Here is a 23,495-nt window from a genome sequence, read left to right on the forward strand (position 1 = left end):
ATAGATAAATTGATTAATTTCCTGAGTTGATTTTGACACTGTTATTACTGCCGGACTGGGTGATGGTCACTTTGTTGCTGGAAGTATTATTTGGGTGTCGTTTGTGGTTGATCTCCACTTTGTTACTTTCCCCAGCTTGGTTGATCTCACCTACCGTCCGGCCGTTGATCACATGAAGGGTATCAGTGCCGTTTACCAATAGGGTGTCGATCTTTACCTGGTTATTTGGCCCATAGGATTTGATTGTAAGCGTATCACCCTTTGAGGCTTCTGATCTTACAGTTGTACTGCCTTCGCTTTTTTTATCTTTGGATTGCGCCTGGCTGGAAAAACTCACTGAGCAGCCTAATATGACAAGCGGTAGAATAAAGAAATAATTCATGACACTGATATTTAAAAATTTGCTTTTTGAAGATTTGAAAATGCTTTTCATAAACTTCATACACAAAGATAGCCCACTCCCAAAAGCTCTACAATACGTAATTTCCGCTAGTTTAAAAATGAGAACACATTCGTAATAATACGTATTAAAACCATTTATTAAGCTTCAAACGTCATTTTTCTGTATTTTAGAAGTAGATATTAAAGTATGCATTCTAAGAATTAGAGAAATCACTTACCCACTGACTGTTTGCCCTAAAATAAAATCAAAAAAAAAATCCCTGGAATTTCCAGAGATTTTCAAAATACTTATCCTAAAGCTAAAATTTGCTTCATTAATTAAGGTTGTATTCGAGATTAACACCCCTTTGCTTACCGGATAAAGCCAAACTGGCTTGTATAGCTTCAATAATGTTATTAGCTCCAAACTTCTCCATTATATTGGCCCTATGCTTTTCAATAGTCCTATTGGATACCTTAAGTTCTTCAGCAATCACCTTTATAGGCATACCTGAAGCCGACAACTTCAATACCTGAGTTTCTCTTTCAGTAAGTTTTACCGACTTGCCGCTTGATAACATCTCCGCATCAAACTTTACCGTACCATCATCACTAGCCACCGGTTTCAATGGTACCAGCTCTATAATATACTCTCCCGAATACGAATTGGACGGGCGTAATAAAAGCATATCATACGCACTTCCAGTATGCTTACATTCAACTCCATACACCTTTACTGAGTTAGAAATACCATTCATAAACCGCTTAATGTTTAGACTATTTGATTTACTCTTGCTCAGATCAAAAATCTCATCCAATGTCTTACCTAAGGCCAACTTGCAGAATACAGGGTTTAATTCATTGAGCATAGTATTGCTGGAAGTAAACCGATTATTTCTCATCAGCATTTTAGGGGTAAAGGAATCTTCAAAAAATTCCCGAAATCCAGTAGTATTTAATACATTCGCCTTTTCCAACTTTGAAAATTCGACGGAAACCTTTTTCAGCAAAAGGTCATTTGATAAAGGCGCAAAAAACAAATTTGAAACGCCAGCTTCCAAAGCAAGCATGACTTCCTCCGAATCAAACTCATCAAGAATAAGAAAGAAGGGTATTTGAAAAAAATAATCTGAAAACCCCTGAAACAAACTTAATCCTCCGATAGACTTATTTTTCTGATCGCATATAACAGCATCTACCTTTCTCCTTCTTATCAATTCTTCTTCCTTAGCTGAAAATTGGACTTGCACCTGAACAGCATAGTTATTATTTGACAATAATTTTAATAGGTCCTTCCCTCGTTTTTCACAGGAGGTCAATACAAGGATCTTCTTTTTTATATCAGTCATAGATATTAGGATTAAATAAAAAAATCTGGGATACTACCATAAACCAACATTCTTGGGATAAAATGCAGTTTAATGCGTTGAATTTACAGTTTAATAGTTTAAAAAACAAATTACTTGCCTTTTTATACAGTAATTATTAGAAATATCCCCAATTTTTATATAATAGCCATTTCCATTAAATTTGCCTCAAACAATCCGAATCATGAAAATCTGCTTTGCCACCAACAACCCTAAAAAAATCGAAGAAGTGAAAGCCGCATTAGGGGAAAACTACACCCTGTTGTCTCTAAAGGACATCGGCTGCGAAGTGGAGTTACCCGAAACGGGGGACACCCTTGAGTACAACGCCTTTGAAAAGGCTAGATACGTGTGGGACAATTACAGAGTTAGCTGCTTTGCCGACGACACGGGACTTGAAGTGGAATCGCTGGACATGGCTCCCGGGGTTTATTCGGGGAGATTTGCCGGGGAACCTAGAAGTGATGCTCGAAACGTGGACCTTTTGCTTGAAAAGCTCAACGGAAAAGAAAACCGCTCGGCAAGATTCCGCACGGTGATCGCTTTAATATTGGAGGGAGAGGAACATAAGTTTGAAGGAATCGCCAAAGGGGAGATCACGGAGTCTAAGTCTGGCGAAAAAGGATTCGGATATGACCCCGTCTTCAGACCTGAGGGTTTTGAGGTCACTTTCGCTCAGATGAGCATGGAGGACAAAAATCAGATCAGCCATCGCGGGCAAGCGGTGGAAAAATTGGCGGATTTTCTGCATTCTTACTTTTGAGGGCAGTTAGATTGAAAGTTTTTTCATAATTTTGGCTCCCATGAATAAACCATACATCGTGGGAATCACAGGAGGCAGCGCTTCAGGCAAAACCCTCTTTCTGGAAAGGTTGCTCAACTCTTTCGAACCCCATCAAGTCTGCTTAATTTCCCAGGACAACTATTACAAGCCCCGTCACCAGCAACCCCTGGATGACCGCGGGATCCACAACTTTGACACCCCCCACTCCATAGATTTCGAGCAATACGCCGAAGACATCCGCAAAATCCATAACGGAGAAACGGTCTACCGTCAGGAATATACCTTCAACAACCCCAACAAGATTCCCAAGATGCTGGAATTCAAACCAGCCCCCGTAGTTGTGGTGGAAGGGATATTTGTATTGTATTACCCAGAACTTGCCAGTTTGCTTGATCTAAAAGTTTTCATCGACGCTAAGGATTACATCAAACTCAAGCGCCGTATTGTCAGAGATAAAGTCGAAAGAGGTTACGATTTGGATGATGTATTATATAGGTATGAAAAACACGTCATGCCCACTTACGAAAAGTACATCGAACCCTTCAAACACGAAGCCGACATCATAGTACCTAACAATGACAGCTTCGACCGGGCCTTGGATCTGGTGAAGTCATATTTGAAGCTCAAAGCGGAAATCATTTAAAGTACGAAATACGAAGGACGAAGTACGAAGTGAAGGACACGGTTTCACGTAGCTCTTTTCAAACCTTTTCCACCAGCTGAACACCTGAATGGTCAGCTAAAGAATTGAAAACCTTTTTCTCAATTATAAATGCTGTTCCATTCGATGTAGAGGAGGAGGCATGTGGCGGAACTTTTAAGCCAGCAGGATTTAATTATAAAAAAAATGAGGAAGCATACTAAATACGCTTCCCCTAACTGCAATTAAAAATTTTAACCAATATTAATTTTCCAGAGACTTATCTTTCTTCTTTATAATGCCTCCGGCAATTAAAGAAATGAGCGCAGCAGGAATAATATAGAACCCATAACTTTTGAATATTCCTAATACAGTGTAGTTTTCATAAAAGCCAGTTCTCATTTCATCAATTTGATCAGCCGAAAGGGCACTCCCTGCGCCAAATTTATCCATTATTGCTAATGTGTTTTCCAACAAAACATCGGCAAGAGCAGTAGAAAGGCTAGGATCAATGACATTAAAAAGCAATAGGCTTCCAATAGTAGATATCAAACCACTGATTAACAAAGCTACAAATGAAAATTTAAATGCTTTGCCAAAATTTAAAAAGCCCCCAACTTCTTTTCTATACTCTATTCCAAAGTAAATAATAATCCCTAGCATAATTCCAAAACTTGCAAATCCAAACCAACTGGAGGCAAGTAAACTGAAATCAATAAAATATGCCATAAATGATATGGCGGTGCTTACCAAGCCTAATACTATACCTGGTTGAATGGCTGCATTTAATGGTGAGATGACTGGTTCATCCTTTGGATCTATGGCTCTAATCTGTTCCATCTATATAAAGTTTTATTTTTGCCTAAAAGAAAGAAATAAAGCCCAAACATCAAAACAAAATTTTCTTCGACTTTGGCTAGACTGAATTTCTTCTTTCCTCCTTCCCATCTGAAAAACTCCACCACACTTAAAAACCCGAGGTTTCCCTCGGGTTTTAATTCTACTCTTTTTTATTTATTTATCCTCCTTTGCTACCTGACTTACCGCCGCCAGAACCGATCCCATCACCACGGCGTATCCTGCTGCTGTGATGATTGCAGCTGGAAGGGCTACTGGCGCGGCCAACAGGGTCCCTCCTACTGCAGCCAGCATCTCCGGCATATTGCAGCCTCTTGAAAAATGGCGGCGTCGGAGCCTGCCATCTGTTTTGTATTTCGTTAATTTTGTTTATGGTTTAATGAAGACCGAAGGCTGAATACCGAAGACCGAAGACCGGATCGGATGCCGATCGTACTTCGTCCTTCGTATTTCGTACTTGAGGTTCACGTGGTTGTGATGGTTGTCAGCTGTTCCTATGCTTCGCATCGAAAGGCGCTGTTGTCATTGTTGTCAGATGGAGCATCTTGCCGGGCCATTTATGCCTTTCCGGATTTTTAAATGCTCAGTGCTCAGCGCCCAGTGCTCAGTGCCCAGCGCCCAGTGCTCCGTGCCCAGTGCTCACCTCACTCCCCAACACCACTCCACACGCACCTTCCTTCAGCTGAACAGGCCCATCAGCCCCCACCTGATAATACCTTATCCCCATCAAAGCCGTCACCAGCACCTCTTCACATTTCTGCTCGTAAGCCATTCGCACCTTGCCAAGATGATCCATTCCCTCCTCGATCGGCACGATCAACTCATCCCCCTCATTATCCCAACATTGGTGCTGCTTCTCCCCATCCTCTGATATCAATACCACCCCATATCGGATCGAAAAATGCGTGGCCCGCTGTGGAACATGCCTGAGCATACTCCCAAATTCAAACTCCACTACCTGCTCCTCCGTCAATATATTCACTTTAGGAAGACTCTCCACATAATCACTCACACGGTATTCTTTTGCCAACTCAAACCCTTTCAGCAAACCCACATTGCCATTCAACAGCTTTCTAGCCCCTCTCTCCAAGATCTCGTCGGACTGAATAATACGCTGAAAGACCCCCGTCAGATAAGAGGGCATATAGCCCGTTTTCATATCATACAGAAAACTCCAGGCCGCATGCCTATACAACTGACTTAATGAAGTCGCCCTTCCAAACTCCGACGCCGTCTTCCTGCTGTTGTCAAACTCCGGCCTTTTCCTAAACTGTTCCCCAGTAAGCGAGCTCTTTCTTCTCGCATAATGTTTCCCATTCATCTTATAAAAGCATACCCCATCCACGGTACCCTCAAATTCATGTCCTGCTGATTGCCTTGCCATATTTTTTTTTCTCCTTAAACCCTAACCTATAAACCATAAACCCTGAACATTTGAACCCTGAACCATAAGCCTTAAACCATCTCCCCCATCCCTGCACCAAAGCTACACTAAGCCTGCCCTAAAGCCACACCAAAGCTGCGTTAAAGCTCCATTAACTCCGTGTTAACTCCGTGTTCGTCTAACCCCTTAGTTTCCCTTTTTCTTATATAATGGAATTAATTTTGGTGATTATCGCTAAAAAATGCGTTGGAACTATCACTAACGTATTCACAACCAAAAGGTTTCGCTTTTTTTTTAAAATATTTTCTCGGTCATCCGTTTTCCGTCCTTAAACCATAAACCAAAAGCTTTTCCACTCCTTGTGAAAAACCATACTAAAGTAACCGCTAATAAGAGGAATAAGAAACCTTTTTATTGGTTGCTGTGGGTAATTTTATCGGTTTTGGATTTTTTTCAATTACTTTTTGCCTCACCTTTTTAAATGTCTCGTAATTATAACCCAACAAATCTGCCTGGTCTTTTATCTTAATCCAATTGATGACATTAGAATAGACTTCTAAGAATATTAGCAAAAACAATATTTTTGACAAACATTAACCATCGCCATGATTTAATCTAACAGGAATAGCGATCCCTAAGGTCAAACCTATATGTAACTACCCAGAAGTTGCCAACGCTTCCTCCTCCTCGCCGCTTTGCAATTTCTAAACCCCTAAATCAGGCCGCAGGCCGAATAATCAAAGTAGCGCAGAGAAGTATGGGGTATGAGAAATTACAATTAATAATCCGTGGAAATCTGTAAGCGGTAACCAACAATGCACCAAAAATGGTAAATGGGAGTGCACCAAAAATGGCAACAGGCGTGCACCATTTTGTAAATATACGCTGCCTATTCTTCCTGTTCAAAGAAAGTTTTCCTGTTTTTCATTCTATAACTTTTCCCCGATAAATTTATAATATCGCAACGGAACAGCAGGCGGTCCAACAATGCCGTTGCCAGGACTTCGTCATCAAGCATTTTGGCCCATTCTGCAGGCATTTTGTTGGTGGTGATGATGAAGCAGGTCCGCTCATAGATTTGGTTTATAAAGTTGAAAAGGGAGACGGCAACGCTTTTTTCCACCGGAAAGAGCATGATATCATCTATTATGATGAGATCCGCCTTCTGGAGCCTTTTGTATTCGGCCATTGACGACCTGGTCATGTCCTTCAGCTTCAGGATGTTTGTAAGGTCTTCCATTGTCTTGAAGTAGGCCTTGTAGCCCCTGTCCACCGCATCGGCACCAAGCCCCGAGGCCAGGAATGTCTTTCCCGTACCGGAAGGGCCCATGAGCATGAGGTTGAACCCCTGGTCGAGCCAGTTGAGCTCCCGCAGCTGGTTTATCCTTGTCAGGTTCAGGCCGTTTTCGGCTCCCGGATCGTACTGGCCTAGGTCGTTTTTGAGCGGCAGTCGTGCGGCCTTTCTCCGCCTTGCCACCTCGTTTTTGAGCCTAAGGTTCGATTCCTCCCGGAGCAGTTCAAGGAAGAAGTCCGTGAACCCGGAGCGCTGTTTTTCCGCTTTGGCGATGACCTCGGGCAGGCTGTTGGCCATTCCGGTGATCTTAAACTGCCTGCAAAAGGCGTTGATCTGTTCTTTTTTCTCCATTTTCTGTCTGGTTTTGGGGCCGTGGAAGGCATCCAAAAGATTGCTCCCACGGCCTGTTTTGGTTAACTGTTGCTTTTTTTCTTGCTCTTCACGATATCCTCATACTCCCCGATATTGCTCTTTTCGGGCTGTACCAGGGCGCTGTCGGGCATTTTTCCGCTCAGCGGGTTGAGTACCCTGATGTTGGTTTCCTCCTTCCTTGAGGTGTCCTGTAGCTCCAGGATGGATATAAAATCCGACGCACTGCAGATTGATTGCTCAAGGCAGTACCTCAGGGTGAGCCCGGTCTTTTCCGGATCGGCGCCTATAAGGGCTTTTTCGATCATGCTGAGCTGGTCCCTGACATACCGGGGCTTCTCGGCGCGGATCATTCCTATCCACCGCCGGGCCTCCTCGCTGTCCCTGAACATTCCGGCAACCAGGGCGGCTTTCTCCTCAAGGGAGCCGCTTTTGTCCCTCCTGTGGTCGGTTTTGAGGACTTTTTGGCCTGTTCCCACAGGTATGTCGTGGCGGCAGATTTCCGTGGTGCCCCCGGGTTCATAGATAAAAAGGCCATCCCCCTGTGCCTGTACAGCCACTTCGCTTCCTTTTCCTTTATAGGTGCCCAGGGGAAGAGAGTAGAAGTTGCCCCTGTAAGAGACGGTGTTGTCCTTCCGGACGGCAAAGAGGGCCGGTACGGCGGGTTTTGGGGCACAGGGCCGGTACGGGGTGAGAAAGGGCAGCTCGATGTAAAGCTCTGACTGCGGCTCTTTTTTGGTCACCGCATGGGGAAGTGCGTTTGCGGTACGGCCAAGCCATCCCATGGCCTCGTCGTTGAGGGTTTCGATATTGTGGAAGGTGCGGTTGTAAAGAAAGCTTCTCTTTACGTACCTGACCACGTTTTCGACCTTCCCTTTGGTTTCGGGATCGGCTTTCCTGCAGAAGTAAAGGCTGAAGGACTGCTCCCGGGTATAGGCCCTGAAGGCGTCCGTAAGGATGAGGTCCCCTCCGTTTTCGCTTACCATGAACACCTTGTCCTGGTCATAGACCATTTCCAGGGGGATGCCTCCGATGTATGCAAAGGCATTTTCATGGGCCTCTATGGCCAGCAGGGAAGTGAAGTGCCTGTCGGTGAACCATACGTACTTGAACCGCGAGCGGGAAAGGACAAGTGTGAAGAAAAACACCTTTACCCTCTTTCCCGTGCCGCTTCGCATGTTGTATTCGCCAAAGTCGACCTGGCCCTGTTTGCCGTACGGAAGCTCTTCCGTCATTTCGTACTCTCGGGGGAGTTTGACAAAGGGAAGGTTGTGTTTGTCCCTGACCCAGGAAACGAAGTTGAAGACGGTCTTTGGGGAGACCTTTGGCAGGTCCGGAAAATGTTCCTTCAGCCAGTCATGCATCTGGGCTGCAGGTGTGTCCCTGAAGTTTTCCAGGCGTTGCCTGACAAACTCCTCATAGGGAGCAAGGACCTTGGGGCGCTGTGACTGCTGTATCAGCATCAGCTCATAGTCCTGCTCGCTCATGGATAGGTACCTGCTTACGGTTCGCCTGTTGAGGACAAGGTGCTCGCTGATCTGCCGGAGGGAAAATCCCTCCCTTTGGAGGCGGTGGATTTCGAAATAAGTCATAAATTTGTCTAAGTACACATTCATAAAATGCTAGTTTTGGTAGACCAGCAAAATACTCTAAAATCCTCTTGGGGCATGCCCCAAGAGGATTTTTAGTGGTGCACTATTGTTGCCAAATTTGGTGCATTCTTATTTACCGAAAGTGGTGCAGTTTTATTTACCGATTACAAAATCTGTGCTTTCTGTGGTAAAAATACACTATATCACCACGGACCAGCCTGCACGGGCATAATAAACTGTAACAAGTGTTAACTATTTTTAGTATATTTAATTCTCATAAGTACAAAATGGTTAGTAAAGGGCTTCCACCTGCTGTGGAGGCTTTTTTTTAATTACCCATCCATAGCTCAAAAAATTGATTTCTGACGGCACCTATGCGCATCTGAAACTAATGACATAACAATCCTTAAAAATTATACTTACCTGTGACCAACACAAACCTGATTTCCCTTCCTAACCCACTTATCGACACTGGTTACGATCAAAATGGTGGAGGCCACTAATGAAGACATTCCCCAAGCTTTAATAGTTAAAGGAGAGGTATAAAACCAGTAATTCATGAAAGGCGAATAAACCAAAGCTATTTGGGCCAGTAGAACAACTGCAATCCCAAAATAAATAGCCGGGTTGGAAAAAGGGGGAATTTTATGGACAGGAAGCTTGAGTGAGCGGCAATCAATAAGATAAATCACCTGAAATAATACCATTGTAGTAGCAGCCATGGTTTGGGCCTCCGAAATAGCAAGGGCCCTGTCAGCTCCCTTTGACATCTCCAACTGGAACTCCCAGAGGAACAACCAAATTGTCCCCCCTGCCATCACCATGGCAACCAATACAATCCGCAACATGAAATAGGAATTAATTAAAGGGGTGCTTGGCCTACGGGGAGGCCGGCTCATCACATCCGCATCTTTAGCTTCCAAGGCAAGTGGTAGGGTCAACGCAACAGCAGTAATCAGGTTGATCCAAAGAACCTGAACAGGCACCATAGGTTTAAGGAGTACCCCCTCCTCTGAGGGGAAGAAGATCACTGCTACAAAAATCACCAAGCCTAACCCTATGCTGGTAGGCAACAGAAAAATAATACTTTTGAGGATGTTGTCAAATACCCTACGCCCCTCCTCAATGGCCGCCTGAATACTTGCAAAATTGTCATTGGCAAGAATCATATCCGCCGATTCCTTGGCCACAGTGGTCCCGCTGATCCCCATTGCCACGCCTATATCTGCCCGCTTGAGGGCAGGGGCATCATTGACTCCATCTCCGGTCATGGCAACAATTTCTCCATTTGCCTGCAGGGCCTTTACGATGTTCAGCTTATCCGCTGGAGAAACCCTTGCAAATATATGTGTATCCCTTATCAATTCCTGTAACTCCTCCTCCTTCAGTTTGTGAAGCTCATCACCCGTGATCACCTTTTCATTTTGTGCCAACCCAAGCTGCCTCGCCACTTCAACCGCAGTTACTGGGTGGTCCCCGGTAATCATTTTTACAATTATGCCTGCACTTTGACAGATGCTTATGGCCTCCTTCACTTCCTGCCTTGGTGGGTCACTCATAGCGATCAACCCCAGAAAGGTCGATTGATTTAAACATCCATGTGTGATTTTGGGAGGTTCTGCCTTGGATAAATTTTTTGAGGCAAAAGCTAGCACTCTCAATCCTCTTCGGGCAAATTGCAATACGCCTTTGCGAATTTCCTCTTTAAGGACGTCTCCTCCAGAATTGGCCAAGAGAGGTATGATAGATTCCGGAGCTCCTTTTAGAAAAATAACCCATTCCTCTTCAGTGGATTGATGAAGAGTGGCCATTATTTTGGTGTCTGAATCAAAAGGCAACTCATCCAGCCTTTTCCATTGGGAGGTCAACACTTCAGGATCCACACCAAAACTAACCGCAGCTTTCAAAAGTGCAACCTCAGTGGGATCTCCTATGGCTATAACTTCATCTGTGCCCTTATCCTCTTGCAGTGAGGCATCGTTGCATAGTGTTGCCGAAAAGATCATTTTTTTTAATAAACCTGCCGAATGACTTCCTTCCTTTATAAAATTCAGGGTTTCTACCTCCTGGGCGGGGAATTCCATATTATTTGTCCACAGATAATCAACCTGCATTTCATTTTTGGTGAGGGTACCTGTTTTATCGGAGCAAATCACGGTAGTACTGCCAAGGGTTTCTACTGAAGCCAAATGCCGAATGATGGCCTTCCTTTTTGCCATCCGCGTCACCCCAATGGTGGCTGCTATGGTTATCACTGCCGGCAGGCCTTCAGGAATAGCGGCAACTGCCAATGTAATGGCCGAAAATGCCGCATCAACAAAAGTATATTCCCTAAAAATTGCCATGCCAAAAACAGCAAGCCCCACTATAATAGTGACCGTAGTAATCCGTGTCGCTAATCTTTCCAGCAATAGAGTGAGCGGAGATTTGGGTGGTATGGTAGTCTCCAGAAGTTCAGCAATTTTACCTATTTCCGTATCCATGCCGGTAGCTACCACCACTCCTTCGGCAGTTCCGGATGTAATCAATGTCCCACTGAACACCATACAGCTCTGTGCCGAAATTCCTACATCAGGAGGCAATGCATGGGTATTTTTTTCAGTTGGAAATGATTCCCCGGTTAAAATAGCTTCATCACATCGCACATTTTTTGTGAAATTAAGCCGAAGATCAGCAGGCACTCTATCTCCTGCCTGAAGGAGAACATAATCGCCAATTACCAGCTCGCTAATTGGAATGCTGATCTGCTCTTTCTCCCGCAACACGGTGACATTTTCGGGCACAAGACTTAACAACCCTGCAATAGTATTGCCTGCTTGATATTCTTGAATGAAGCCAATAATAGCATTGATCAAAATAACCAAAATGATAACAATGCCATCGGTGAATTTCCCCATGGTGAGGGCTATTACAGTGGACCCGATAAGAATATAGATAAGAGGATTTAAAAACTGCCTTCCCAGTATCCTAAAAACGCTTTCTCTCCCTTTCCCCACCAAGGTATTCGGTCCATTCGACGTTAATCGAATGGTAGCTTCTTCCGAAGAAATTCCCTCTTCTGAACTATTAAGGATAGCAAAAATTTCTGAAAGAGGGAGTGAGTACCAAGGGTAATATTTTTTATTTTCTTTTTCTACAGCCCTGCTCATATAGTGTTAATTTGTGTTAGGCACCAAATATTCGTCACTAGTCTGAATTACCCTTCCAGTATACCAAGCGGGTTTGTACAAAGTCAAAACCAAGGTTGAATTTGTTTTGCCAAGAATCAATTAAACTCGGTTCCCACCCGTTTTGATTTATAAAGAATGAAAAATTATGAAGCATCTTTTTAAGACTCCTGTTCTATAGGCCTTCGAAGACTATTGGTGCAGCAAATGCCAGGAATACAGCTATTCCTAAGCCTATTTAGTCGATTTGCATTTTATAAATGTATCTGGTAAAATTAGAAAGTGTTAAGTAGAGGTTTGTGATGAGGGGAAAAGCCATACTTTCCGAAAGAGCATGGGTGCCAGTAAATTCCCAGACGGCAGAAAATAAAGCTGGATGGGGCTCTTCGAAATGGAGATAGGGAACAAGAGGTGGAGTACAACACACAGTGCTATGTTAAAAAATATCAACAATTAAATTCCTTCCGATTCAAAAACTCCTGTAAATTTGAAGTTAGATGACTGAAAACAAGCAAAAAATTGTACTGAGCCTATTAGCTTTGATACTCTACATTAATGTAGGTGTTCCGCTATTGCTTTCTGGATTTCATCAAAAATCTACTTCGCATAAAAATAATACTATTACCCCAGAAGCCTACGAATCTAATAGGCAATTCGATTATCTTGTTTCAGCGGATCTTTTGGATGCAGTATCTTTCAAAGGGGATCTAAAAAATAATTTCTTTTTAAAATTGCAAGAGGGTAAAATTATAATTTTGCATAGCCTTTTGCTGAAAATGCTTTTCACCTACCTCAATACTATATGGGTGGAATTCACTATTTCAGATTTGATTTATCCCTTTGCTTATTTTTGGTAAGTAAAAAAACACCCTTCGAGACCGCCTATCAGGCATTATTTAATTATTTACGCTGACTTTCTATCCGGTCAAATCCTAGGGGCCAATGATAAGTCACATACAAAATATTCTAACTATGTTCAATATAGACATGACAGCGGTACTAATTTCGCTAGTCTTAATTATTGCTTTCTGCATTCCGTTTTATTTATATAGCAGAAAATCTAAAGCCCAAAAACAAGAATTGATAACCCTTCTAAAGAATAAAGCAAATCAATTGGGAATATCAGTACAGAATGCTGACACTTGGAGAAACAGATATGCCATAGGAGTAAATGATCAAGGCAATAAACTCCTTTATCTGGAAAATACGGAGGAAAATGAAAAACTTAAAGTTGTTGATCTTTCCGATTTGCAAAATGTAGATGTCCAAAAAAACTACCTGATAGCTACGGGAAAGGGAAATGATAAAATAATGGATATGGTTCAATTAAGCTGCTATTTTAAAGGCAATTCTAACCCACCTGTGCACTTGGAGTTTTACAACGGTTCAAAATTCCCCAGTCTTCAAAATGAGTTTGAGCTGGTAAGGAAATGGGAGGATGAACTCAGTAGGATAATAGAAATCAAAACTAGCCCAAAAGTGTGAAAGGAGTGATAATTGCATAAGATTAAAAAGAGTCGAGCTCCTGGCCCGACTCTTTTTTTTATTTCAGGCCTTATGATGAAAAGCTAATTGTCCCCGCTGGAATCTTTTCCAAAGAAGTTTTTGAATCCGTCTTTATTGGTCTTCAGCTCATCATTATAATTTGGTGTCAAACTTTCCTGGCCGGGAAATTTCTCCACCTGCAGTGCCTGAGAGGGAATTGCAAACCTGATCCCTATGGACTTTGAAAGGCCCAGAACTTTCAAAAGAATTTCTTGCCGGCCCTGTAGTTCTTCCGACCATGTAGGAACCTTGAAGAAGATATAAAACATGATATTTACAGAATAGGCCGAAATGTCATTTAAATAGATATTAAAGGAATCTTTTCTGGTTTTGGGGTGCTCAGTTACTATTTGTCTTAATCCGGCCACAAACAGTTCAATCAAAGCTGGTGGAGTGTCCAAAGGCAATGTAAATGTGGTGTAGAACCTTCTATACTGCCTTAAACCATGGTTATCAATAGTGGAGTCAGCAAATTTGCCATTGGGGACATAGTACACTGAATTCCTGAAGGAACGAACCCTTGTAGAACGAAAACCCACTTCCTCAACAGATCCATCAATATCTCCGGAAGTAATCCAATCACCTACCTGAAAGGGTTTATCCACAAAAATCATGAGGGAGCCGAAAAAGTTTTTGATGGTGTCCTGAGCTGCCAACGCAAATGCAAGACCACCTATGGAAAGTCCTGTAAGCAATGGCCAAATATCTATATTCAACCCTTCTTTAAGGATGAACAGCACCCCCACCAAAAGCACAAAAACCTTCATGGATTTACGCATCAATGGCACTAGTTGATCATCTAGGGTATTTTCTGTTTTGGCCGTAATTTTTTCTAAATAGGCGCTCAACACCCCCACTAGCCTGTAGAACATAACAGTCACCACTAAAGGCTTGAGAAATTTCAATACCAATAGACTGTAATGGACAACTTCGATTGGAAGTTGCAAAACCCGAATAAAAATCCCAAACAAGGACAACAGAACAAAAATACTGAGCGGTCTAGCTACGGGTACGACATATTTCTTGGCAGCATTTTCATAACCAAGCCTTTCCAAGGAAGAGATAATTATATACTCAAAGAAAAGGGTAAAGACCTTGTGAACAGCAAAACCCAATAAAATAACTAAAAAGATACTTATTAATTGCCAGGTTTGAAGTCCGAAATAAGTGTCTGTCCCAAACTTTGGGAGTACTTGTAACAGCTTATCTGCTCCGAATGGATATAACTCGGCGTGAATCTGATTGATAGAGGCAACAGAATGGCTTGAGAACCTCCAGACCCCCTGTTCTTTTTCAAGGTAAAGTTGGGGCAAGCTTTCCTCAACTATGTATATAGAGCGAACTGTGTTTTCGGTAGAATCTACATAATTCGGATCATCAGGAATCCTTTCCAGATGAATAATTACTCCGGCGCCATCAAAAACCTGTTTTAATTTTATAGCTTGCTCTTCCAATTCTTCTTGTGAGAAATCCGCAGGAGCAAGGGACTTGGAAGCTGCCTTAGGCTGGAAGTCTTCACCCGTCAAATGATTGAAGAAGTTCTCTAGGGCCGATTTTGGACTTCCCAAATCTTGGGCCTTTGCGTTTTGGATGAAAAGGAAACCGATCAAAATGAGGAATACCTTCAGCTTATTCATAATCATTCAATTAAATGTTCGCCCGCAAACTTAATCATTTCGGGTAACCATCTTAAGATAAGCAGTGGTTTTTTTAAGATGGTTTTCTTTGTGCTTAAGGTTGAAATTTCCCCAATAATCACTTAGCTTTATTTTATGAACTGGAAAAGACATATGACAGACATCCTTCAGCTTTTGATGGTTGGTATGTTTGTGTCCCTTTCTTTTTTCCTCATTGGGAGCAAAAGCTTGCAGGGAGGCCCTAATGAAGCAGAATATATGGTGAAAGGGCCCCTACAAAATGAAATCACCCCCTTAAATAGCCCTGTCAGAGTTTCAATTTCCAAACTTAACCAAGCTTCATTAAAAAAAGCAATACTGGGCGACAAACTGGCTTCGCCTAATCCGTCTTTAGTTGGCCTTGGGACTGGGGTCAACAACAAATTTGCCGAGCACTTTCAGCTCCTACTTTTCCTGACCAAAATAATTTTTCCTTTCCATTATTATTGGTAGTCTTTCAAAGAACCTACTGATTAGCCACTTTTTTTTTGGCTATTGCACCTCTTAATACAGAGGAGTTGAAAACTGCTATACGTAGATATTCAGGTATAAACCCTTAGGTTATTGAGGGAGAATTCCTGTTGTCTTGGAAAAGCTGTTTTCATCCCTTCTATTTGGACTCATAAAATAGCAGCTGTGAACGTAACAATAGAAAATATACTTTTAATTGGGTCAATCCTTTTAATCATAAGTATCGTAGTGGGAAAAACCTCCTATAAATTCGGGGTGCCTACTCTGGTTCTATTCCTTTTTGTGGGGATTTTGGCAGGCTCAGAGGGATTGGCCGGTATCCATTTTAGCAATTTAAAAGTAGCCCAATTTGTTGGCATAGTAGCATTGAACTTCATTCTTTTTTCTGGCGGTCTAGATACAAGCTGGCAGTCTATAAAGCCCGTTCTATGGCAAGGTGTGACACTATCCACTATTGGTGTTTTGATTACTGCGATAAGCCTTGGGCTTTTTGTCTGGCAGGTAACTGATTTTTCACTTTATGAAGGATTGCTGCTTGGGGCGATCGTTTCTTCCACGGATGCTGCTGCTGTGTTTTCCATCCTCAGATCCAAAAGTCTTGCACTCAAAAGCCGGATAAGACCAACTCTTGAACTGGAAAGCGGCAGTAATGATCCAATGGCTTACGTGTTGACCATAGCTTTTTTGGGCCTTGTGGTGAATCCCGACCAGTCAATTTGGACAATCTTTCCCTTATTCTTGAGGCAAATGATGATCGGGGCATGTATGGGTTTCCTTTTCGGCGTTTCGAGTAAGTATGTTATCAATAAACTCGATATTGGCTTTGATGGCTTATATCCTGTTTTGGTTATAGGTTTGATGCTTTTAAATTTTTCCAGTACGGACTTGTTTGGAGGCAATGGTTTTTTATCCGTATACCTTGCAGCGGTATATTTAGGCAACCAAGAATTTATCCATAAAAAGACGGTGCTCAAGATGTTTGATGGACTGGCTTGGCTAATGCAAATTGTACTGTTTTTAACCTTAGGGCTCTTAGTGGTCCCCTCCCAAATCATACCTCTTATGGGAATAGGTATGATTATATCACTTTTCCTGATTCTTATTGCCCGCCCTGTGGGTGTCTTTTTAAGTCTTTTACCCTTTAAGATGAAGCACAGAAGGAGGTGGTATATATCTTGGGTAGGACTCCGTGGGGCAGTACCCATTGTGTTTGCCACTTACCCGTTAATTGCCGGTATTGAAAAAGCCAGTATTATTTTCAACATAGTCTTTTTTATTTCCGTGACCTCAGTACTACTACAGGGTACCACTCTTTCTTACATAGCCAAACTATTTCACGTGGCCCTCCCTGAAAAAGTAAAGCAAAGGTTGCCCATGGATTTGCTTTTATCGGATAACCCAAAAGCAGAGATGGAAAAAATACAAATCACAGAAAATAGTTCTGTGCTTGGAAAACAGATTGTAGAACTCAATTTCCCCCGGACTTCCTTAATTGCCATGATTGAGCACAATGGTAAATATTCTATTCCAGCTGGAACAACCAAGATTAAAGCAGGAGATGTGCTTTATGTACTATCTGAAAATAATGACTCACTTAAAAAAGTATACGATTCCTTAAATCTAAAAAACTCAGAAAAGAAAACATCCTCCAATGAAGATTAGGCTAATTGTGCATATTGACTTTTCCTTAAACACTGAGTTATTATTAAATCATGCTTTTATCTGGGCTAATGCTATGGGGGCAAGACTTCTCCTGGTTCATCAAGTACAGCTATTACTTCCGTCCCTAACTGATATTCAGACACGATCAGAAATTTTAAGGAATGAAAAGAAGATGGCAGAAGAGAAAATCAATTATTTACTAAACAGATTACCTCAAAGTCAATATTTCCCAATAGGAATTAAAGTTTTTAAACATTCCCTTTTGTTAAAAACGCAAAAATTAATTGCGGAAGGTGATATTCTTTTCATGCTTTACCCTAATAAAATCGGATTAAATTTTTTACACGATAATGGTTTTGAGTTTAATGCAGCGAAGGTGTTACCCATACCAATAATAATTTTACCTCAAGAATATAATTTGTCCCTGCCGTTAAAATTTTTCATTGGAGTGAAAAATATTAACACTCTAAATATTAGGGCTTTAAACTTAATTTTAAATAAACTAAATTATTTAAATATTAAATTAATATTTTTCACAATCATCGATTCTGATGTTAAGAATGACAAGACTGACCTAAAACCATTAACCAAATCATACGCTGAAAATTTCGAAGTTTACGATCATAGTTTTGTTGATAAAAACGCTAACGTGCTAATGAGAAGTTTAATCACACCCAAGGGAGGGGAGATTCTCCTAGTTCAAAAGGAAAATAAATCCTGTATAGGTCATTTATTTAATAAATCAACCATAAACACTTTGTTGAGAGAGCGAAAAACACCTATGATTATCCTCCCAGAAATATGATAAATGTAAATCTAAAGATATTTCTCTTAGTTTATATATTCCTCATGTTATTTACAATCATTATTTGGGGATACTATAGAAAAAAAATGCTTTTCCATGAAAAGCCTGTTTTTCCTTTAGTCGATTCTTTAGGCCTCTCTAATACCACTTTTTCAATTTTTTCAGCCACACTATTGATAATATTATTTACAGATAATTATTATTATTTATATCCCTTACCCCATTTAGGGAGTAATCTTAGCACGCATTTTTGTATTTTGATTTTAAAAATTGCATACGGATTTATAATTGCTTCACAGATATTTTTCAATAAATCCCTTTCAACATTTACTGCATCAGACTACTTCAATACGTTAGGGGAAAGGATGTATATCAATGGTATGTTTTTGCAATTCTTATGCTTTTCATTAATATTCCCAAACATTTTTCTATTTATAATTGCCATAACATCACTTACATTTCAATGTATTAAATTTAATTATAATTAAATTATGGAAACACCTTTACTAATATTACTAATCATAACTTTAATTGCTATTTCAACAATTTACCTTATTGAATCAAAGAGAAATTTAGAAATAGAAGAACACAAAATAGATTTTTTTAATAGAATGAGTAAGGAGATGAATATGACTATAACTTACAAATCCTATTGGAGAAAAGTATATATGCTCGGAATAGATGAAAAAAATAAAAAAATTTTATACATTCAATTTTTTTCGGCTACACCATCAATTGTATTTAAAGATCTTAATGAAATTAAAGAAGCTAGTATTCTTCAGGATTCAACAATTACAACCCCTAAAAATAATTCTACAGACCATATTCATCTTATATTGAAACCCAAAAGCATAACTCAATTGAATATTAAAATAGAAATTTATGATAGTAAAAAATTCTCGCCCTCAGAAGAAGATTATTTGTTAGCTAAAGAGTGGAAAAAGCGGATCGGAGATTTAATTATTCCCTCCCAGTTATCAAGATAACCTTCACTAAGTTGCAAAATTTTAACGCATGGAGAGAGGTTACTAATTTTAAACCCATGATCAAGTTAATAAGGTATGACATTTATTAAGAAGTTTTTGAGATTTTCAGATTTGGAAAATTCCACCGAAATAAGAGAAGCGATGAAATTTGAAGCAGACTACAGAAAGATAAAAAGGAAATCTGAGGAAATCAGGTTAGCAAATGAGTCATGGGCAAAGGATAACCAAATATTAAATGACTTGAGGAAAAAGGGTAAGCAAGCAGAAAAAACCCAAGATTTTGAAACAGCAATATCCTTTTATAAATCCTGTCTCAAGCTTGGCCAAAAAAGTAAGCACTTAGCTTTAATAAATTTCATTCATGATATAAACAGACTTATTGTTCTATATACAAAGACAAATCAGAACAGTCAACTTAAAAAACTTTTAAAATCTCTCCTATCAGAATATTCAAATTCCAACCACTCAATCGAGTGGAAAATTCGTTTGAATAAGATTTCTGATAAATAAAAAACAGGTTCACGCCCCATAATAAATTGCTATAATCCGTACCTTCATGGCAAAAGCCCAAAAACCATCTTCTGAGTGCGCAGCACTATCTCCAAGATTCTTAAAAGCAACTAATCTCCGAAACCAGCACCTCGTCCTGTAAATACTTGGTATCTGGTACTTTATACCAACATCTGCCCTACTATACAATGCAATAGGTACTAAGCAGCCTATCGATGGGCGCTCAAATAACTTAAAAAGTTGATAGCGGAAAACAACGTTCATCCCATAAGCTTTAAACCATAAGCCACAAACTATTATCCCTTCTTTGCGCGCCTCGCGGTTGTTACCACTTCGTACTTCGTATTTCGTACTTACAACTTCCTTTCTAACCTACTGACAAATAAATCCTTACTCCCCGGAACCATTCTTCCCCAAATTCTTTTTAAAAAAGTGGAGAAGTATTGAATTATCTTTATATTTGCCGTTAATGAATCGAAACAGAAAAAATAGAAGCCTATTGAAGGAAAGGGTTACCATTTTGTTGGTAGTGTTTTTCTGCATTCTGATCTCCGGGTCGGAAAGGTTTGTGCAGTTCGATTCATCCGTCAAAAAAGTGGAGCAGGCCGCCTCTGAGGAGCAGCCTAACGAAAACCAGACTTTCCTTGACGTGGCCGTGGATGCTGTGGTACCTTTTGCCACTACTGTAGCCGAGACTGCCCTTTATTTCATCTACGAGATCGTAGGATTTGAAAAGGAGACCTTTGCTGTTAAAGAGGAGGTTTCTCGTTATCCCAGTCACTTTTTGGAGATCCTTCTTACCAGGATCATTTCTCCCAACGCCCCCTAATATCCATTTTTCTATATTCAACAATAGCCTGAAATATCAGGCAGATGGCATTCCTATGCCCTCAACCCCAGTTTAAAAACAATCAATTTACTTTATATCAATTATTACTATGCGTAACAAAGGTGTCATAGTGTTTTTGACAGTAATCATTACAGCGCTTTGCCTGTACTACCTGTCATTTACATTTATCTCAAACAGCGTCCAAAGAGACGCCGAAGCACATGCCACAGACAATGTGGGCAATGTGGATTTCAGCAAAAAGCAGTCCTATCTTGACTCTGTATGGAGACTGCCGGTTTACAACTTTCTAGGTGCTGAATTTACCTACAAAGAGGTGAAGGAGACCGAGCTTGGACTAGGCCTTGACCTTCAGGGGGGTATGCACGTGACCTTGGAAGTATCTCCAGTGGAAATCGTAAGAGGACTTTCCGGCAACAGCAAGGATGCTACTTTCAACCAGGCTGTAGAAACCGCTCAGGAAAGAGCCAAAACCAGCAATGACAAGTTTGTAGACATTTTCTATTCCGCTTGGCAGGAAAAAGCCGGGGACAGAAAATTGAACACCGTATTTGCGACAGCGGCCAACAGAGGCCGTATCTCTCTTGAAACTTCTGATGCCGATGTGTTGAGACTAATTGACAATGAGGTAGAAAATGCCATTGAGCGTTCTTTCAATATCATCAGAACACGTGTGGATCGTTTTGGTACTGCACAGCCTAACATCCAGAGAATCCAGGGATCAGGTAGAATCCAGATCGAACTTCCTGGTGTGGACAACCCTGAGAGGGTAAGAAACCTTCTTCAAGGTGTAGCCAAGCTACAGTTCTGGGAAGTTGCCGAGATCAACGAGTTCGGTGATGCTATCGAAAGAGCCAATGCTATCTTGGTAGCTGAAGCGCAAGCACAAAAAGGTGCAGGCCAAGAGTCAGCAGACCAAGAGGAGGATGCTGATGCGGGTGAAGACGACGAAGAAGGCGACCTAGCCCGACAGCTTGCTGAAGGTGCTGATGGTGACGACTTCTCTTCTGATGTATCTCCTTTGCTTTCTCTTCTACAAGCAAACTATGGTCTTGTTTACGACCTAAAAGATACTGTAACAATCAACAGAATTCTTGCCCGTGAGGACATCAAATCTGTATTGCCAAGAGACGTACGATTCCTTTGGTCTGTAAAGCCACAGAAGGCTGACGGTCAGGAACTGCTTGAACTACATGCGATCAAAACTCCAAGAGGTACCGAGCAGGCTCCTTTGGAAGGTGATGTGATCACCGATGCGCGCCAGTCTTATGACCAGAGCTCCAGACCTGCAGTAAGCATGCAGATGAATGCCGATGGTGCCAGAAAGTGGAGAAAATTGACTTCAGAGAGCATCGGCAGAAGAATCGCCGTGGTATTGGATGACTATGTATACACTGCCCCTACTGTACAGGGTGAGATCCCTTCGGGACAATCTGAAATCACCGGTAACTTCACTATCGAAGAAGCCAAGGATTTGGCCAATATCTTGAAATCAGGTACGCTACCTGCTCCTACCAGAATCGTGGAAGAAGCCATGATCGGAGCCACCTTGGGTGTTGAAGCCCAAAATCAGGGGATCTACTCCATGGTGGCTGGCTTGGTGCTAGTGGTATTGTTCATGGTAGCTTACTATGCTAAGGGGGGTCTAATTGCCACAGCAGCCCTTGTATTTAATATTTTCTTCATCTTGGGCATCTTGGCTCAATTGGGAGCTGCGCTTACTTTGCCGGGTATTGCGGGTATCGTATTAACCATCGGTATGTCGATTGATGCCAACGTCTTGATCTTTGAGCGTATCAAAGAGGAACTTAGAAACGGTGCGGGTCTCCTTCAGGCGATCAGCAGCGGTTACAACAAAGCCTTCAGTGCGATTTTGGATTCAAACGTGACCACATTCTTGACGGGTGCCATTCTTTACGCATTAGGTCAGGGGCCGGTTAAAGGTTTTGCCATCGTCTTGATGATCGGTATTGCGTCTTCATTCTTCTCTGCCGTATTCATCACCAGAGTGATTGTATACTGGATGAGCAAGAAAGGCGACAAGAGCTCGATCTCCTTCTCTACACCTTATTCTAGAAATGCCCTATCAAACCTTAACATTGACTTCATGAGCAAGCGTAAGGTGGCCTATATAATCTCTACAGCTATCATCGTGGTAGGTTTGGCTGTTGCTGCTGTCAATGGTTTGAAATTCGGTGTTGACTTTACCGGTGGACGTACCTATACGGTTGAGTTCAGCGAGCCAGTTACCACTACAGAATTGAAAACAGGTTTGGATTCCCGTATGGACGGTGCAGTTGAGGCCAAAACTTTTGGCGGAAACAACATCATCAAGGTGACCACTTCTTACCTGATCAATGAGGATTCTGACGAAGCCAACAGAGAGGTAGAGCAAAGTATTCTTGCCGGTATTGCTGAAGTGACCGGATTTAACCAAGTGGATAATGCCAGAAGATTGGAAGCCAATTCATTTGCTTTGATCGGTTCTTCTAAAGTAGGTGCCACAGTGGCCGATGACATCAAGAATTCTTCTATGGAAGCGATGTTCTTTGCCTTGGTTGCCATCTTCCTTTACATCTTGTTGAGGTTCCGTAAGTGGCAGTTCTCCTTGGCATCAATTATTGCCTTGGTGCATGATACTGCCTTTGTGATTGCGGCATTTGCCATTGCTACTGCCTTCGGTGCTACTTTCGAGATCGACCAGGTATTTATTGCGGCCTTGCTGACGGTGGTAGGTTATTCGATTAACGATACCGTGATTGTATTTGACCGTATCCGAGAAAACATTTCCAACAGAGGTACTTCGAAGTTGGTGACCATGTTCAACGACGCGATCAACCAAACCATGTCCAGAACCTTGATCACCTCTGCCACCACCCTAATTGTGGTATTGGTATTGTTGATCTTCGGCGGTGAGGTACTGGCAGGCTTCTCCTTTGCCTTGCTTATCGGTGTGCTAGTGGGTACTTATTCTTCTATCTATATCGCGTCCCCAATTGTAGTGGATTTGATGAAGAGAGAAATTGCCCAGGAAAAAGCGGCTGAAGAAGCTAAGAAAGTTGCATAAACTCCCTTTGGGATAAAATATTAAAGGCCGCCAAAGTATTTCGGCGGCCTTTTTTTTTGTAAAAATACCCCGATCGGGGTATTTTTTTTA

Annotated in this window: 20 protein-coding genes; 11 read left to right on the forward strand and 9 right to left on the reverse strand. The window is 41.6% G+C overall.

Going from position 1 to position 23,495, the window contains the following annotated elements:
- Positions 1–13 precede the first annotated feature (13 nt).
- Together FPL27_RS18460 and FPL27_RS18465 are read right to left on the reverse strand one after the other, a co-directional pair.
- The gene (locus tag FPL27_RS18460) at positions 14–382 is read right to left on the reverse strand and encodes a hypothetical protein (RefSeq protein WP_143962699.1); all 369 of its coding nucleotides are present in this window, start codon (positions 380–382) and stop codon (positions 14–16) included.
- Positions 383–716: 334 nt separating this feature from the next.
- Positions 717–1,730 (reverse strand): response regulator transcription factor, encoded by a 1,014-nt coding sequence (locus FPL27_RS18465; protein WP_143962700.1) that lies wholly within the window; start codon positions 1,728–1,730, stop codon positions 717–719.
- A 202-nt stretch (positions 1,731–1,932) separates the two neighbouring features.
- Here FPL27_RS18465 and FPL27_RS18470 point away from each other — a divergent pair, with 202 nt between their 5' ends.
- A complete protein-coding gene (locus FPL27_RS18470) occupies positions 1,933–2,511 on the forward strand; it encodes a non-canonical purine NTP diphosphatase (RefSeq protein WP_143962701.1) in 579 nt (192 codons plus the stop codon).
- Between the two features lie 40 nt (positions 2,512–2,551).
- On the forward strand, positions 2,552–3,175 hold the full coding sequence (gene udk, locus FPL27_RS18475; protein WP_143962702.1) for a uridine kinase: 624 nt from the start codon (positions 2,552–2,554) through the stop codon (positions 3,173–3,175).
- 261 nt (positions 3,176–3,436) lie between these two features.
- Here udk and FPL27_RS18480 read toward each other — a convergent pair whose 3' ends face one another.
- From FPL27_RS18480 to FPL27_RS18505, 6 genes are all read right to left on the reverse strand, one after another.
- Positions 3,437–4,012, reverse strand: a complete 576-nt coding sequence (locus tag FPL27_RS18480) for a DUF4199 domain-containing protein (RefSeq protein ID WP_143962703.1) — start codon at positions 4,010–4,012, stop codon at positions 3,437–3,439.
- 174 nt (positions 4,013–4,186) lie between these two features.
- Entirely contained in the window at positions 4,187–4,333 is a 147-nt protein-coding gene (locus tag FPL27_RS18485; protein WP_317129458.1) for a hypothetical protein, read from the reverse strand.
- A 301-nt stretch (positions 4,334–4,634) separates the two neighbouring features.
- Positions 4,635–5,414 (reverse strand): hypothetical protein, encoded by a 780-nt coding sequence (locus FPL27_RS18490; protein WP_143962704.1) that lies wholly within the window; start codon positions 5,412–5,414, stop codon positions 4,635–4,637.
- Positions 5,415–6,303: 889 nt separating this feature from the next.
- Positions 6,304–7,059, reverse strand: coding sequence for an IS21-like element helper ATPase IstB (gene istB / locus FPL27_RS18495; protein WP_143959469.1), 756 nt, complete (start codon positions 7,057–7,059; stop codon positions 6,304–6,306).
- Between the two features lie 62 nt (positions 7,060–7,121).
- Positions 7,122–8,693, reverse strand: a complete 1,572-nt coding sequence (istA, locus tag FPL27_RS18500; protein ID WP_143959468.1) for an IS21 family transposase — start codon at positions 8,691–8,693, stop codon at positions 7,122–7,124.
- 395 nt (positions 8,694–9,088) lie between these two features.
- A complete protein-coding gene (locus tag FPL27_RS18505) occupies positions 9,089–11,818 on the reverse strand; it encodes a cation-translocating P-type ATPase (RefSeq protein WP_143962705.1) in 2,730 nt (909 codons plus the stop codon).
- Between the two features lie 515 nt (positions 11,819–12,333).
- On the opposite strand from FPL27_RS18505, the gene FPL27_RS18510 reads away from it, so the two are divergent.
- Together FPL27_RS18510 and FPL27_RS18515 are read left to right on the forward strand one after the other, a co-directional pair.
- Positions 12,334–12,693, forward strand: a complete 360-nt coding sequence (locus FPL27_RS18510) for a hypothetical protein (protein WP_143962706.1) — start codon at positions 12,334–12,336, stop codon at positions 12,691–12,693.
- A gap of 115 nt (positions 12,694–12,808) precedes the next feature.
- Positions 12,809–13,321: a hypothetical protein gene (locus FPL27_RS18515; protein WP_143962707.1), complete on the forward strand. Its 513-nt coding sequence runs from the start codon at positions 12,809–12,811 to the stop codon at positions 13,319–13,321.
- Between the two features lie 83 nt (positions 13,322–13,404).
- Here the strand turns inward: FPL27_RS18515 and FPL27_RS18520 are convergent, their stop codons facing one another.
- Entirely contained in the window at positions 13,405–15,018 is a 1,614-nt protein-coding gene (locus tag FPL27_RS18520; RefSeq protein ID WP_235893497.1) for a mechanosensitive ion channel family protein, read from the reverse strand.
- A 135-nt stretch (positions 15,019–15,153) separates the two neighbouring features.
- On the opposite strand from FPL27_RS18520, the gene FPL27_RS18525 reads away from it, so the two are divergent.
- From FPL27_RS18525 to secDF, 7 genes are all read left to right on the forward strand, one after another.
- Positions 15,154–15,510 (forward strand): hypothetical protein, encoded by a 357-nt coding sequence (locus tag FPL27_RS18525; protein WP_143962709.1) that lies wholly within the window; start codon positions 15,154–15,156, stop codon positions 15,508–15,510.
- Between the two features lie 183 nt (positions 15,511–15,693).
- Positions 15,694–17,190 (forward strand): potassium/proton antiporter, encoded by a 1,497-nt coding sequence (locus FPL27_RS18530; protein ID WP_143962710.1) that lies wholly within the window; start codon positions 15,694–15,696, stop codon positions 17,188–17,190.
- A complete protein-coding gene (locus tag FPL27_RS18535; protein WP_143962711.1) occupies positions 17,180–17,995 on the forward strand; it encodes a hypothetical protein in 816 nt (271 codons plus the stop codon). The genes FPL27_RS18530 and FPL27_RS18535 overlap by 11 nt, the downstream gene beginning before the upstream one ends.
- 491 nt (positions 17,996–18,486) lie before the next feature.
- Entirely contained in the window at positions 18,487–18,981 is a 495-nt protein-coding gene (locus tag FPL27_RS18540) for a hypothetical protein (RefSeq protein WP_143962712.1), read from the forward strand.
- Positions 18,982–19,056: 75 nt separating this feature from the next.
- Entirely contained in the window at positions 19,057–19,491 is a 435-nt protein-coding gene (locus FPL27_RS18545; protein WP_143962713.1) for a hypothetical protein, read from the forward strand.
- Between the two features lie 469 nt (positions 19,492–19,960).
- Entirely contained in the window at positions 19,961–20,320 is a 360-nt protein-coding gene (locus FPL27_RS18550) for a hypothetical protein (protein ID WP_143962714.1), read from the forward strand.
- 109 nt (positions 20,321–20,429) lie between these two features.
- The gene (secDF, locus tag FPL27_RS18555) at positions 20,430–23,405 is read left to right on the forward strand and encodes a protein translocase subunit SecDF (protein ID WP_143962715.1); all 2,976 of its coding nucleotides are present in this window, start codon (positions 20,430–20,432) and stop codon (positions 23,403–23,405) included.
- Positions 23,406–23,495 lie beyond the last annotated feature (90 nt).

Source organism: Litoribacter populi (genome assembly GCF_007483685.1).
GTDB lineage: Bacteria > Bacteroidota > Bacteroidia > Cytophagales > Cyclobacteriaceae > Litoribacter > Litoribacter populi.